The following is a 13,654-nucleotide window of genomic DNA, read 5'->3' as shown; positions in this document are numbered from 1 at the left end:
GTCTGATCGGCTGAGGCGGGGGAGGGGCGTCAGACGGTCTTGCGGTCGCGCTCCCCATCCGGTTCCTCGCGGTCGGCCTCGAACAGGGCCTGAAGCTCGGCGGCGGCCTGACGGGAGGTCTGGATCAGGCGGTTCTCGTCGTGGTGCACGGCGTGCTGGCGGATCAGCGTGCGCTCGTCGTGCTCGCGGAAGGTGTCCAGCGTGTGCCGGGTTTCCTCCGGCGGCAGGCCCAGCGATTCCAGCACGCCGCCGGTCAGCCGCAGGCTGGAATCGTAGGTCTCGCGCACGAAATGCGTGACCCCGCGGTCCATCAGGAAATGGGCGTGGCGGCGGTTGCGGGCGCGGGCGTGGATGACGAGGTGGGGGAAATGGCGCGTCGCCAGCTCGACCACGCGCAGCGACTGCTCCATGTCCTCCAGAGCCACCACCAGCACCTTGGCCTTGTCCGCTCCGGCGGCGCGCAGCAGGTCGAGCCGCGACGGGTCGCCGTAATAAACCTTGTTGCCGAAGCGCCGCACGACGTCGACCTGCTCGGCGCTCTGCTCCAGCGCCGTGAAGGGGATGCCGCGCATCCGCAGCACGCGCCCGACGATCTGCCCGACCCGGCCGAAGCCGCAGATCAGCACCGGCGGCTCCCCGTCCGGTGCGATGGTGTCGTAGGGGCGGACGGGCTTCACGATCAGCCGCGGCGCCAGCCAGCGCTCCTCCGCCGCGAAGACGAAGGGGGTGGCGATCATCGACAGCGTGACCACCAGCATGGCCGTCGCCGCCTGCCCCCCGGTCATCGCCCCGACGCCGACGGCCAGCCCGAACAGCACGAAGCCGAACTCGCCGCCCTGGCTCAGCACGGTGGACAGCCGCGTCGAGCCGCCCGGACGCAGGCCGGACAGGCGGGCCAGCCCGAACAGCGTCGCCGCCTTCAACGCCATCAGCCCAAGCGCCAGCGACAGGTAGCGCACCGGCTCGGCCATCAGCGCCGCCACGTCGGCCCCCATGCCCACCGACACGAAGAACAGGCCGAGCAGCAGCCCCTCGAACGGCGCGATGTCGGCCTGCACCTCGTGCCGGTACTCCGAATCGGACAGCAGCACCCCGGCCATGAAGGCGCCGAGCGACATGGACAGCCCCGCCCAGGCGGCGAACATGGCGGTCCCCAGCACGATCAGCAGGGCGGTGGCGGTGAAGATCTCCGGCGTCCGGGCGCCGTCCACGATGCGCAGCACCGGGCGCAGCAGGTAGCGCCCGCCGGCCAGGATCACCGCGATCGCTCCGCCGGCCTTCAGCACGGCCAGCCACGCGGTTCCCGCGTCCGGCACCTCCCCGGCGCCATGGCCGAGCAGGGGCAGCAGCGCCACCGCCGGGATGATGGCGAGGTCCTGGAACAGCAGGATCGAGAAGGCGCTGCGTCCGGCGTTGGTGGTCAGCAACTCCCGTTCCGCCAGCATGGGCAGCACCATGGCGGTGGAGGACAGGGAGAGGCCGAATCCGGTCACCGCCGCGGCGGCGGGGGTGAATCCCAGCAGGAAAATGGTGGCGGCGGCGATCACGACGGAGGTCACCGCGACCTGGGCACCGCCGAGCCCCAGGACCGATCGTCGCATCACCCAGAGGCGGGCGGGGCGCAGTTCCAGCCCGATCAGGAACAGCAGCATGATGACGCCGAGTTCCGAGACGTGCCGGATGGCCTCGACGTCCGTCACCAGCCCGAGCCCGCCCGGCCCGATGGCCAACCCCGCCGCGAGATAGCCGAGCGGCCCGCCGAAGCCGATCCGCTTGGCCACCGGCACCGCGAGAACCACGGCGGCCAGCAGCACCACCAACGTCACGAAATCCGGCATCGGCCCCACCCCCTAAAGGCTTTCCCCCACCCTAACCCTCCCCCGCTAACGCAGGGGAGGGAACTTAGGCCCTCCCCTGCGTCAGCTCTCGCGCAAACCAAAGGTTTGCGCTGACGCGGCAGGCGGACCTTCGGTCCGCCGAGAGCGGGGGAGGGAGGGGACCCACGAAGTGGGGAGGGTGGGGGCAAGCACGTCCCCTTACGACACCACGATCCGCGGCGCCGCCCGCGCCGGACCCTGTTCGCCGGCGATCTTCTCCCACAGGCGCTTGGCAATCCCGCGGTACACCTTCGCGTGTTCCGACTCGGGCTGGGACACCACAATGGGCTGGCCCTGGTCGGAGGTCTCACGGATGTCGAGGTGCAGCGGGACCTCGCCGAGGAACTCCATGCCCAGGTCCGACGCCTCCTTGCGGGCGCCGCCGTGGCTGAAGATGTCCGTGCGGTGGCCGCAGTTCGGGCAGCAGAAGTAGCTCATGTTCTCGATGATGCCGAGGACGGGCACGTCCACGCGGCGGAACATGTTCAGCCCCTTGCGGGCGTCGAGCAGAGCGATGTCCTGCGGGGTCGAGACGATGATCGCCCCAGCCAGCGGCACCTGCTGCGCCATGGTGAGCTGGGCGTCGCCGGTGCCCGGCGGCATGTCCACCACCAGAACGTCGAGCGTGCCCCAGTTCACGTCGCGCAGCATCTGCTGGAGCGCGCTCATCACCATCGGGCCGCGCCAGATCATCGGCGTGTCCTCGGCCACCAGGAAGCCCATCGACATCACCTTGATGCCGTAGTTTTCCATCGGCTCCAGGATCTTGCCGTCGCGGCTGGTCGGCCGGCCGGAGATGCCCAGCATGCGCGGCATGGACGGGCCGTAGATGTCGGCGTCCAGAAGCCCGACCTTCAACCCGTTCGCCGCCATGGCGAGCGCGAGGTTGCTGGCCGTGGTGGACTTGCCGACGCCGCCCTTGCCCGACGCGACGGCGACGATGGCCTTCACGCCCGGCACCAGCGGCTTCTGCTCCGCCGGCTGGCCGTGGGAGTGGCCGGCATGGGAGTGGCCATGCCCGCCATGGGAGTGCCCGTGATCGTGCCCGTGGCCCTGCTGCGGGGCGGCACCCTGACCGGCGGGGCGGTGCGCCGTCAGGACCGCGGTGACCGACAGAACGCCCGGCAGGGCCTCCACCGCTTTCTCGGCGGCGTGGCGCACCGGCTCGGCCTGGGCGCCGCGCTTGGGGTCCACTTCGATCGAAAAGGCGACGTGCCCGTCACGCACGACAAGTCCGGACAACATGCCGAGGCTGACGACGTCCTTGCCCCGTTCCGGATCGACAACCGTCCTCAGAGCTTCAAGGACTTGAGCTTCGCTGACCTGCGCCATGGTTGAAAACTCCGCTTCCTTCCCGATATTGGCGGATATCCGTCGGTGAAATCCTTCCCCGAATGGGATGGGCACTATAGGGCCGGCGGACAATAATGGTAAAGGGATCGGACGGTCCGGAAACGATTTGTTTTTCGGAATTTCCGTCCCAAGAATTGAGAGAGCGCGAAGGGGAACGAACGGAATGCCGTGGAGCAATCAGGGAGGGGGCGGCGGTGGCGGCCCCTGGGGTCCTCCGCCGGGTGGTGGCGGTCAGAATCCGTGGGGCCGTCCGCCGGGTGGCGGTGGAGGCGGCGGTGGTGGCGGCGGCGGAGGGCCGCAGCCGCCGGACCTGGAGGATCTGCTGCGCCGCGGCCAGGACCGCCTGAAGCGGGTGATGCCGGGCGGCGTCGGCAGCGGCCGGGGCATCGCGCTCGTCGTCGGCCTGCTGGCCGTGGTCTGGCTGGCCAGCGGCATCTACCGCGTCGAGGCGGACGAGCAGGGCGTCGTGCTGCGCTTCGGCCAGTGGGTGCGCACCGAGCAGCCTGGTCTGCGCTACCACCTGCCGTCGCCCATCGAAACGGTGCTGATGCCCAAGGTGACGCGCGTCAACCGCATCGAGGTCGGCTACCGCTCGGCCGGCGACGGGCGTCGCGGCGACCGTGACGTTCCCGACGAGTTGCTGATGCTGACCGGCGACGAGAACATCATCGACATCGACTTCACCGTCTTCTGGGTCATCAAGGACGCGGGCGAGTATCTGTTCAAGATCCGCGACCCCGAGGCCACCGTGAAGAAGGCGGCGGAAAGCGCGATGCGCGAGGTCATCGGCCGCACCGACCTGCAGCCGGCCTTGACCGAGGCCCGCCAGCAGATCGAAACCTCCACCCGCCAGCTCCTCCAGGCCATGCTGGACGACTATGAGGGCGGCATCGAGGTGACGCAGGTGCAGCTGCAGAAGGCCGACCCGCCGTCGCCCGTCATCGACGCCTTCAACGACGTGCAGCGCGCCCGCGCCGACCGCGAACGCGCCCGCAACGAGGCCGAGGCCTACCGGAACGACGTGATCCCGCGCGCCCGAGGCGACGCGGAACGGCTGATCCAGGAAGCCTCTGCCTACCGCGAGCAGGTCGTGAACCTGGCCCAGGGTGACGCCGACCGCTTCCGCAAGGTGTTCGACGCCTACTCGACCGCCAAGGACGTGACCGCCAAGCGCATGTATCTGGAGACCATGGAAGAGATCCTGAGCGGCGCCAACAAGGTCATCATCGACGGCAACGCGCAGGGTGCCCAGGGCGTGGTTCCCTATCTGCCGCTCAACCAGCTTCAGCCTGCTCCGGCGCGGCCCGCCGGCCAGCAGCCGGCCCGTTGAGGAGGGATGCCATGAACCGCACATTGTTGGTCGCCGGCATCGGCATCCTCGCCGCGGGCGTGCTCGCCTCGGCCTCGCTGTTCACGGTGAACGAGGCGCAGCAGGCGCTCGTCCTCCAGTTCGGCGAGCCGATGCGCGTCATCCGCGAACCCGGCCTGAAGGCCAAGGTTCCCTTCATCCAGGAAGTCCGCATCCTCGACCGCCGCGTGCTCGACCTCGACCCGCCGGTGGAGCAGGTCATTCTGGCCGACCAGAAGCGCCTGGACGTGGACGCCTTCGCGCGCTACCGCATCCTGGACCCGCTGCGCTTCTACCAGACCGCCGGCAACGAGGCGGTGGCCGAGACGCGGATGAACGCCATCGTGAACTCGGCGCTCCGCCGCGTTCTCGGCAGCGTGACGCTGCTCGCCATCCTGTCGGACGAGCGTCCGCGCGTGATGAACGACATCCGCGGGCAGGTGAACGACGAGGCGAAGCGCTTCGGCATCGAGATCGTCGATGTCCGCATCCGCCGCGCCGACCTGCCGGAGGAGACCAGCCAGTCGATCTTCGCCCGCATGCGGTCGGAGCGTGAGCGCGAAGCCGCCGAGGCCCGCGCCCAGGGTCAGGAGCAGTCGCAGCAGATCCGCTCCCGCGCGGACCGCGAGCGCACCGTCATCCTGGCCGAAGCGCAGCGCGATTCGCAGATCCTGCGCGGTGAAGGCGACAACCAGGCGCTGAAGATGATCGCCGAGGCGACGTCGCAGGACCCGCAGTTCTACAGCTTCTACCGGACGCTCGAAGCCTACCGGAAGTCGCTGAACAAGGACGACACCACCATGGTGCTGTCCCCGACCGGCGAGTTCTTCCGCTACTTCGGCGACATCACCGGTGGCGGCAACGGCCAGCCGGCGCCGGCCTCGGGCAGCGGTGCCGTGCCGCAGCGGGCCCCGGCCCCGGCGACCGCCCAGCAGCAGTAAGACGTCGCGCTCGTCTCCCCCTCCCCCCGTCCCGGGGGAGGGGGTGGGGTGGGGGCTCCCGTTCTCCCACCCCGATTTTGTCTTCCCGCCCAGACTTCCTTTTCCGAAATGCCGCCCGACCGATGACGGATTTTCTCACCGCGCTGGCCCTGGTCCTGGTGATCGAGGGCGTGCTCTACGCGCTGTTCCCGTCCGCGATGCGGCGTCTGATCGTCGAAGCGCTGACGATGCCGGAGAACCGGCTGCGCACCGTCGGGCTGGTGACGGCGATGGCCGGCGTCGGATTCGTCTGGCTTCTGCGCGGCGCCTGACACCCTTTTGCCGCGCGCGCGTCGCTGGACCGCGCCGCCATTTTCCGGCCATACTCCGACTTCTATACTCGCGCGTCCTCCGTGGCGGATGGGACCCGTGCGCCTTTGCTTGAAGCGGTGAGGCGCGGGGATTACATCCGGCACACGGATCGGTGAAGCGCCCCCTCGGACCGCGAGTCGCATGAAACCGCGGGCCGATTGGAACAGATGGCCGATTGGAACAAGAAGGTGCCGGATGTCCGGCAGGGAGAGCTGAGTTGAACCCGAACCACCCCATCCACCGCGCCGAATCCGGCCGCCGGCTGCGCGTCGTGCCGCTGATCGCCGCTCTCCTGTTGGGGCTGTCCGCCGCCGTCGGCACCCCCGCCATGGCCCAGTCGCGCCCGGCGCCGACCAGCTTCGCCGACCTGTCGGAAAAGCTGCTGCCCGCCGTGGTCAACATCTCCACCAGCCAGGCGGTGCCGCAGCGCCAGCAGGGCGCCCGTCCCGAGATGCCGCAGTTCCCGCCGGGCTCGCCGTTCGAGGAGTTCTTCCGCGACTTCTTCGACCGTCAGCAGCAGGACCAGCCGCAGCAGCCGCGCAAGTCGACCTCGCTCGGCTCCGGCTTCATCATCGACGCCAAGAACGGCTACGTGGTTACCAACAACCACGTCATCCAGGACGCCGACGAGATCACCGTCATCCTGCAGGACGACACCAACATCAAGGCGGAGCTGATCGGCAAGGACCCGAAGACCGACGTCGCCCTGCTGAAGATCAACACCAGCCACCCGCTGGTCGCCGTGCCCTTCGGCGATTCGGATGCCATGCGCGTGGGCGACTGGGTGCTGGCCATCGGCAACCCGTTCGGCCTGGGCGGCTCGGTCACCGCCGGCATCATCTCGGCGCGCCAGCGCGACATCAACGCCGGCCCCTACGACGACTTCCTGCAGACCGACGCCTCGATCAACCGCGGCAACTCCGGCGGCCCGATGTTCAACCTGAATGGCGAGGTCATCGGCATCAACACGGCGATCTTCTCGCCGTCGGGCGGCTCGGTCGGCATCGGCTTCGCCATCCCGTCCAACCTCGCCAAGCAGGTGGTCGCGCAGCTCCGCGAGTACGGCAAGACCCGCCGCGGCTGGCTGGGCGTGCGCATCCAGGGCGTGACCCCGGAGATCGCCGAGAGCCTGGGCCTGCAGGGCCACAAGGGCGCGCTGGTCGCCTCGATCACCCCGAACGGCCCGGCGGCCAAGGCCGGCATCCAGGCGGGCGACGTGGTGACCAAGTTCGACGGCAAGGAAATCAACGAGATGCGCCGCCTGCCGCGCGTCGTCGCCGAAACGCCGATCGACAAGGCCGTCCCGATCGAGGTGTGGCGCAAGGGCAAGTCGCAGCAGCTCCAAGTGAAGGTGGGCGAGCTTGAGGCCGCCGAGGAATCGGGTCTTCTCGCCGCCAATCCGGAGGAGCAGCGCCGCCAGCCGCAGCAGGCCCCGGCCCAGAAGCCGACCGAGACGCTGGGCCTGAAGCTGACCAACATCACGCCCGAGCTGCGCCAGCAGTTCGAGATCAAGCCCGAGCTGAAGGGCGTCGTGGTGACCGAGGTGGCCGGCAACTCGACCGCGTCGGAAAAGGGCATCCGCGCCGGCGACGTCATCATCGAGGTCGGCCAGGAGGAGGTCCGCAAGCCGGAGGACGTGACGTCCAAGATCCAGAAGGCCAAGGAGCAGGGCAAGAAGTCCATCCTGCTGCTGGTGGACCGTCACGGCGACCTGCGCTTCGTCGCCATCCCGCTCAGCCAGGGCTGATCCGGGGGCTCCCAAACGAAAAGGGCACCGGCGGGAGACCGCCGGTGCCCTTTCGCTTTGTGAGGTGCGTTGGTGGGCGGTCAGCCCTCCACGAACTCCCCGATCCGGTAGCCCTGGGCGAACAGCAGGGCGGTGAGGTCGCCATGGTCCACGCGGGCGCGGGCCTGGGCGGCCACCGTCGGTTTGGCGTGGAAGGCGACGCCCAGCCCGGCGGCCAGCAGCATCGGCAGGTCGTTGGCGCCGTCGCCGACGGCCATCGTCTCGATGGTCGGGACGTGGCGCTCCCCGGCGTAGGCGAGCAGGGCCTCCAGCTTGCTGTCCTTGTCGAGGATCGGCTCGACCACCGCACCGGTCATGACGCCGTCCACCACCTCCAGCACGTTGCCGCGGTCGTCGTCGAAGCCGACCCACTGGCGCACCCGCTCCGTGAAGCAGCGGAAGCCGCCGGAGACCAGGACGCAGGTTGCCCCGTTGGCGCGCATGGTGGAAACCAAAGTCTTGGCGCCCGGCATCAGGGTGGCGCGCTGCCACACCTCGTCGACGACGCTCTCGTTCAGGCCCTTGAGCAGGGCGACCCGCTCGCGCACCGCGCCCTTGAAGTCGATCTCGCCGTTCATGGCGCGGGCGGTGATCGCGGCGATGTGGTCCTTCAGCCCGACGTAATCGCCCAGCTCGTCCAACATCTCCTGCTCGATGATCGTCGATTCCATATCGGCGACCAGCAGGCGCTTCTTCCGGTTGCCCGGCTTCTGGGCGATGACGTCCACGGCCAGCCCGCCCGGCACGAGATTGGTCAGCGCGTGGCGGACGGCGGCTTCGGCCTGCTCGGGCACCAGCCCATCCTCGGCGATGTCGCAGGCGCGGTCCGGCGCCAGCCAGTCCGGCTTGGCGGTGTCGGCCCCCAGCGCGGTCAGGGACGCGCGGGCGGCCTGCACGGCCTGCTCGTCGAGAACGGCGGAGGCGGCGGCGATCAGCGTAACGACAGCGCTCATGGTGGGGCGATCCTGGAAGAGCCGTGGGGAAGGGCGCGCGCGCTGCCTAGCACAGCCGGGAGTTTGCGCCAACCCACTCCGCCAAGCGTCGTAGACATTCCGCGCCGGGGACCCGGAAGCCTCCCGCCGCGTTTCCGCTCAAATCGCGGGAGGGTTCGTCCATGATCCAGCGGCCTGCCACCCTTCTTACCCCGTCCATTCTCGCTTTCACCCTGCTGTTGGCCGGATGCGGCGCCGGGACCGATCTGGCGCAGCGCCCGCCGCCCGGCTATGTCGGCGACGTGGCGGCGCGCGTCTCGGCGGTGGATTGGGCGCAGGCCCGCCCTGTGACCGTGCGGTTGGACGAGTTCCAGTTCCAGCCCGACCGTTTGGCCTTCGAGCGGGGAACTCCGTACCGCCTGACGCTGGAGAACCGCGGGACCGTCGCGCACACCTTCACTTCCGAAGGCTTCTTCAAGGCCATCGCGGTGCGGCGGGTCACCACCGCGCAAGGCGCCGTCGAGACGCCGGCCCTGGTGAATCTGGAGATCCCCGCCGGCCAGACCGACGTGGTGGAGTTCGTTCCGGTCGAGGCCGGAACCTACGACCTGGCCTGCCATGAACCGCTGCACAGCAGTTTCGGCATGACCGGGACGATCACGGTTCGCTGAGGCCCCGCATCGGTCGCCGCACCGGTCGCCCTTGCCAAGCCGAGCCTTCCCCTGCCATACGCTGTAGCCGGAGGAACGTCAGGCAAGGCGACATGGCAGAGGACAGCCCGCGGAACCGGGATGTGCAGCACCGGCATGTGGTGGTGATCGGCGGTCCGACGGCCTCGGGCAAGTCGGGCATGGCGCTCGACATTGCCCTGGCGCGCAACGGCACGGTCATCAACGCCGACAGCATGCAGCTTTACGCCGACTTGGACGTGCTGACCGCCCGTCCGGGGGCGGAGGATCTGGCTCTGGCCCCGCACCGGCTCTACGGCGTGCTGCCGGCGGCGGAGCGCGGGTCCGCCGCGCGCTGGCGCGACATGGCGCTGGCCGAGATCGCCGCCGCTCACGCCGCCGGGCGGCTGCCCATCGTCGTCGGTGGCACCGGCCTCTACCTGCGCACGCTGATGGAGGGCTTGAGCGCCGTCCCCGCCGTCCCCGACGAGGTCCGCAAGGCCGCCCACGCCCGGCTCCAGGAGCTGGGGGGCGAGGCGTTCCGCGCGGAGCTGGTGGGCCGTGACCCGGCCTCGGCCAAGCTGAACCCCGGCGACACCACCCGCCTGACCCGCGCCTGGGAAGTGCTGGAGGCCACCGGCCATCCGTTGTCCCACTGGCAGACCCAGCGCGCCGAGGGCGCGCCGGAGGGGCTGGCCTTCTCCGTGCTGGTGATCGATCCGCCGCGCGACGCGCTCTACGCCAACTGCGACCGCCGCTTCCGGGTGATGATGGGGCAGGGGGCGCTGGAGGAGGTGCGGCGGCTCGACGCGCTCGGCCTCGATCCCGACCTGCCGGCGATGAAGGCGCTGGGTGTGCCGGAACTGCGCGACCATCTGCGCGGCGCGCTGACCCTCGACGAAGCCATTGCGCTGGCTCAGCAATCGACGCGCCGCTACGCGAAGCGGCAGGTCACATGGTTCCGCCACCAGCTCGCGGCGCGGCCTCCAGCCTCCGCGCTGCATGGCTGCCATACGATCAATTCGCTCTACACAAGACCACTTAGTGAAGCAATACTGACCTATCTTGAAACGACGTTGCGTCGTTGACCCTCAGGAGGATTGAAAGTGACGGTCGATTGGGGAAACGTGTTTGCCGGTCGCGTCGCCGGTATGGGAGCTTCGGAAATCCGGGAGCTGTTGAAGCTGCTCGAACGGCCGGAAATCATCTCCTTCGCCGGGGGCATCCCGGACCCCGATTTCTTCCCGACCGCGGCCATCGCCCGCGCCTATGAGAAGATCTTCCAGTCCAACAGCGGGGCCGGCGGCGCGCTTCAATACACCATCAGCGAGGGCTTCACGCCGCTGCGCGAGTGGATCTGCGCCTATCTGAGCCGCCGTGGCATCCAGGCCGGGCTGGACGAGGTGCTGGTGACCAGCGGGTCGCAGCAGGCGCTGGAGTTCGTCGGCAAGCTGCTGATCGGGCCGGGCGAGAAGATCCTGGTGACCCGCCCGACCTATCTCGGCGCGCTCCAGGCCTTCTCGCCCTACGAGCCGCAGTATCTTTCCGTTCCCGGCGACGCCGAGGGGCCGGACCTCGCCGCGGTGGAGGCGGCGCTGGAGCAGAAGCCGAAGTTCTTTTACCTCGTCCCCGACTTCCAGAACCCCAACGGCACGACGATCTCGCTGGCCCGCCGCGAGGCGCTGCTCGACCTCTGCGCCAAGCACGGCGTGCCGATCGTCGAGGACGCCGCCTACACCGAGCTGCGCTATGAGGGCGAGCCGATCCCGTCCATGGTCGCGCTGGACGCCGCCCGCAACGGTGGCAAGATCACCAACGTGCTCTTCTGCGGCTCCTTCTCCAAGACGATGGTGCCGGCGCTGCGCGTGGGCTGGATCAACGGCCCGGCCGAGGTCATCAACCGGCTGGTCCTGATGAAGCAGGCCGGCGACCTGCACACCAGCACCATCAACCAGATCGTGCTGCACGACGTGGTGTCGCAGAACTTCGACAGCCACATCCGCCGCCTGCGCGCCGGCTACAAGGAGCGCCGCGACGCCATGCTGACCGCGCTGGACGAGTTTGCCCCGGCCGGGGTGACCTGGACCAAGCCGGAAGGCGGCATGTTCGTCTGGATCGAGCTGCCGGAGGGCACCGACGGGGTGGACCTGCTGGCCCGCGCCATCAAGGACGCCAACGTCGCCTTCGTCCCCGGCTCGGCCTTCCACGCCGACCGCTCGGGCAAGAACACGCTGCGCCTCAGCTTCTCCAACAACAACCCGGAGCGCATCCGCGAAGGCATCCGCCGCCTCTGCGGCCTGCTTCAAACCGTCGCGGCGTAACCTCCGCCGGTCCTCGCGCAACGGCCTGCCTCGCACCCGCGGGGCAGGCCGTTCGCGTGTGAGAACGGCTTTGCGGGGAGGGCGGTCTTTCCAGCTTGCGAAATATTTGGAAAAACTGCGGCAAAAAATCTTTTCGATCATTCGCAAAATGGGTTGACCGGTGACCGGCGGATTGTCTAGTTTGCCGGTCCCGGCCTTCGCCTTTGGGGATAACCCCTTGTTTTCCCAGCAGGCCATCGCCGGGGTTTGAGAAGGAACAGGGCCGCCCGTGAAAAGAGGGGCCCCCATTGGAAGGTCGTGAGCTATGCCCGAACAGAAGCTGACCGGCGCGCAGATCGTCATCAAGGCCCTGAAGGATCAGGGCGTAGACATCATCTTCGGTTATCCGGGCGGCGCGGTACTTCCGATCTACGACGCCATCTTCCAGCAGAACGACATCAAGCACATCCTGGTCCGGCATGAGCAGGCCGCCGTGCACGCCGCGGAAGGCTACGCCCGCTCCACCGGCAAGGTGGGCTGCGTGCTGGTGACCTCCGGCCCCGGCGCCACCAACGCCGTGACGGGCCTGCTCGACGCGCTGTGCGACAGCATTCCGCTGGTCTGCCTGTCGGGGCAGGTGCCGACCCATCTGATCGGCAACGACGCCTTCCAGGAGGCTGACACCACCGGCATCACGCGCCCCTGCACCAAGCACAATTATCTGGTGAAGGACGTCAACCAGCTGGCCCGCACCATGCACGAGGCCTTCTACGTGGCGCGCAGCGGCCGTCCCGGCCCGGTGCTGGTCGACATCCCGAAGGACGTGCAGTTCGCCGACGGCACCTACATCCCGCCGACCGAGGTCAAGCACAAGACCTACCGCCCGCAGGTGAAGCCCGAGATCGCCCGCGTGGAGGAGGCCATCGAGCTGATCGCCACCGCCAAGCGCCCGATCTTCTACACCGGCGGCGGCGTGGTGAACGCCGGCCCGATCGCGGCGAAGCTGCTGACCCAGTTCGTGAAGATGACCGGCTTCCCGATCACCTCGACCCTGATGGGGCTGGGCGCCTTCCCGGCGTCGGACCCGCAGTGGTTGGGCATGCTGGGCATGCACGGCACGTACGAGGCGAACCTCGCCATGTACAACTGCGACGTGATGATCAACATCGGCGCCCGCTTCGACGACCGCGTGACCGGCAAGCTGTCGGAGTTCGCGCCGGGCTCGAAGAAGATCCACGTCGACATCGACCCCAGCTCGATCAACAAGAACGTCGCGGTGGACATTCCCATCGTCGGTGACGCCGGCGCCGTTCTGGAGGACATGATCCGCATCTGGAAGGCCCGCCAGAAGCGCGCCGACCAGACCGCGCTGAAGGAGTGGTGGGGGCAGGTCGAGGGCTGGCGCGCCCGCAACTGCCTGAACTACAACCGCACCGAGGCGGTCATCAAGCCGCAGTACGCGCTGGAGCGGCTGCGCGAGGCTCTGCGCGGCAAGAACCATTACGTGACGACCGAGGTTGGCCAGCACCAGATGTGGGCCGCCCAGTTCCTGCCCTTCGACGAGCCGAACCGCTGGATGACCTCCGGCGGCCTGGGCACCATGGGCTACGGCCTGCCGGCGGCCATCGGCGCGCAGCTCGCCCACCCCGACGCCATTGTCGTGGACGTGTCGGGCGAGGCGTCCTTCCTGATGAACATGCAGGAGATCGGCACGGCGGTGCAGTACCGCGCCCCGGTCAAGATCTTCATCCTGAACAACAAGTACATGGGCATGGTGCGCCAGTGGCAGGAGCTGCTGCACGGCTCCCGCTACTCCAACAGCTACTCCGAGGCGCTGCCCGACTTCGTGAAGCTGGCGGAAAGCTGGGGCTGCGTCGGCCTGCGCGCGACCACGGTGGCCGAGGTGGACGAGGTCATCGAGAAGATGCTGGCCGTCACCGACCGCCCCTGCATCATCGACATCGCCGTGGACCCGAAGGAGAACTGCTTCCCGATGATCCCCGGCGGCAAGGCCCACAACGAAATCCTGTTCGGTCCGGAGGACAGCCCGTCCGACGCCACGCCGGAAGACGGCATGGTGCTGGTCTGATCGTGGCGA

General features: G+C 68.8%; 11 protein-coding genes. 8 read left to right on the top strand and 3 right to left on the bottom strand.

Annotated features, from left to right (window positions below):
* Positions 1-29: 29 nt before the first annotated feature.
* Together ACWPN7_RS13205 and apbC are read right to left on the bottom strand one after the other, a co-directional pair.
* Positions 30-1,838 carry a monovalent cation:proton antiporter-2 (CPA2) family protein gene (locus ACWPN7_RS13205; protein ID WP_492273316.1) on the bottom strand — a complete coding sequence of 603 codons (1,809 nt, stop codon included), beginning with the start codon at positions 1,836-1,838 and terminating at the stop codon, positions 30-32.
* Between the two features lie 198 nt (positions 1,839-2,036).
* Positions 2,037-3,209 (bottom strand): iron-sulfur cluster carrier protein ApbC, encoded by a 1,173-nt coding sequence (apbC, locus tag ACWPN7_RS13200; protein WP_038528607.1) that lies wholly within the window; start codon positions 3,207-3,209, stop codon positions 2,037-2,039.
* 184 nt (positions 3,210-3,393) lie between these two features.
* Between apbC and hflK the strand changes: the two genes are divergently transcribed.
* The 4 genes from hflK to ACWPN7_RS13180 all read left to right on the top strand — a co-directional run bounded on the left by hflK (position 3,394) and on the right by ACWPN7_RS13180 (position 7,617).
* A complete protein-coding gene (hflK, locus tag ACWPN7_RS13195; RefSeq protein WP_492273315.1) occupies positions 3,394-4,560 on the top strand; it encodes an FtsH protease activity modulator HflK in 1,167 nt (388 codons plus the stop codon).
* A gap of 11 nt (positions 4,561-4,571) precedes the next feature.
* A complete protein-coding gene (gene hflC / locus ACWPN7_RS13190; RefSeq protein WP_014239987.1) occupies positions 4,572-5,519 on the top strand; it encodes a protease modulator HflC in 948 nt (315 codons plus the stop codon).
* A gap of 122 nt (positions 5,520-5,641) precedes the next feature.
* Positions 5,642-5,830, top strand: coding sequence for a DUF2065 domain-containing protein (locus ACWPN7_RS13185; RefSeq protein ID WP_014239988.1), 189 nt, complete (start codon positions 5,642-5,644; stop codon positions 5,828-5,830).
* 257 nt (positions 5,831-6,087) lie between these two features.
* Positions 6,088-7,617 (top strand): DegQ family serine endoprotease, encoded by a 1,530-nt coding sequence (locus tag ACWPN7_RS13180; protein WP_038528601.1) that lies wholly within the window; start codon positions 6,088-6,090, stop codon positions 7,615-7,617.
* A gap of 80 nt (positions 7,618-7,697) precedes the next feature.
* Here the strand turns inward: ACWPN7_RS13180 and serB are convergent, their stop codons facing one another.
* Positions 7,698-8,609, bottom strand: coding sequence for a phosphoserine phosphatase SerB (gene serB / locus ACWPN7_RS13175; protein WP_459197884.1), 912 nt, complete (start codon positions 8,607-8,609; stop codon positions 7,698-7,700).
* A gap of 161 nt (positions 8,610-8,770) precedes the next feature.
* Between serB and ACWPN7_RS13170 the strand changes: the two genes are divergently transcribed.
* The 4 genes from ACWPN7_RS13170 (at position 8,771) to ACWPN7_RS13155 (ending at position 13,645) form a co-directional block, all read left to right on the top strand.
* Positions 8,771-9,259 carry a cupredoxin domain-containing protein gene (locus ACWPN7_RS13170; protein ID WP_459197883.1) on the top strand — a complete coding sequence of 163 codons (489 nt, stop codon included), beginning with the start codon at positions 8,771-8,773 and terminating at the stop codon, positions 9,257-9,259.
* Positions 9,260-9,351: 92 nt separating this feature from the next.
* Positions 9,352-10,344: a tRNA (adenosine(37)-N6)-dimethylallyltransferase MiaA gene (gene miaA / locus ACWPN7_RS13165; protein WP_459197882.1), complete on the top strand. Its 993-nt coding sequence runs from the start codon at positions 9,352-9,354 to the stop codon at positions 10,342-10,344.
* Between the two features lie 18 nt (positions 10,345-10,362).
* Positions 10,363-11,577: an aminotransferase-like domain-containing protein gene (locus ACWPN7_RS13160; protein WP_459197881.1), complete on the top strand. Its 1,215-nt coding sequence runs from the start codon at positions 10,363-10,365 to the stop codon at positions 11,575-11,577.
* 304 nt (positions 11,578-11,881) lie between these two features.
* Positions 11,882-13,645 carry an acetolactate synthase 3 large subunit gene (locus ACWPN7_RS13155; protein WP_014239994.1) on the top strand — a complete coding sequence of 588 codons (1,764 nt, stop codon included), beginning with the start codon at positions 11,882-11,884 and terminating at the stop codon, positions 13,643-13,645.
* Positions 13,646-13,654 lie beyond the last annotated feature (9 nt).

The sequence above is a fragment of the Azospirillum sp. UENF 312511 genome (assembly GCF_058780635.1).
Note: the sequence above shows the minus strand (reverse complement) of the source record. Positions and strands in the feature narration are given on the sequence as shown.

Bases quoted from the DNA above. Each gene is read 5' to 3' on its own strand.
- ACWPN7_RS13205 (WP_492273316.1), bottom strand. From the start codon at position 1,838: ATGCCGGATTTCGTGACGTTGGTGGTGCTGCTGGCCGCCGTGGTTCTC.
- apbC (WP_038528607.1), bottom strand. From the start codon at position 3,209: ATGGCGCAGGTCAGCGAAGCTCAAGTCCTTGAAGCTCTGAGGACGGTT.
- hflK (WP_492273315.1), top strand. From the start codon at position 3,394: ATGCCGTGGAGCAATCAGGGAGGGGGCGGCGGTGGCGGCCCCTGGGGT.
- hflC (WP_014239987.1), top strand. From the start codon at position 4,572: ATGAACCGCACATTGTTGGTCGCCGGCATCGGCATCCTCGCCGCGGGC.
- ACWPN7_RS13185 (WP_014239988.1), top strand. From the start codon at position 5,642: ATGACGGATTTTCTCACCGCGCTGGCCCTGGTCCTGGTGATCGAGGGC.
- serB (WP_459197884.1), bottom strand. From the start codon at position 8,609: ATGAGCGCTGTCGTTACGCTGATCGCCGCCGCCTCCGCCGTTCTCGAC.
- ACWPN7_RS13170 (WP_459197883.1), top strand. From the start codon at position 8,771: ATGATCCAGCGGCCTGCCACCCTTCTTACCCCGTCCATTCTCGCTTTC.
- miaA (WP_459197882.1), top strand. From the start codon at position 9,352: ATGGCAGAGGACAGCCCGCGGAACCGGGATGTGCAGCACCGGCATGTG.
- ACWPN7_RS13155 (WP_014239994.1), top strand. From the start codon at position 11,882: ATGCCCGAACAGAAGCTGACCGGCGCGCAGATCGTCATCAAGGCCCTG.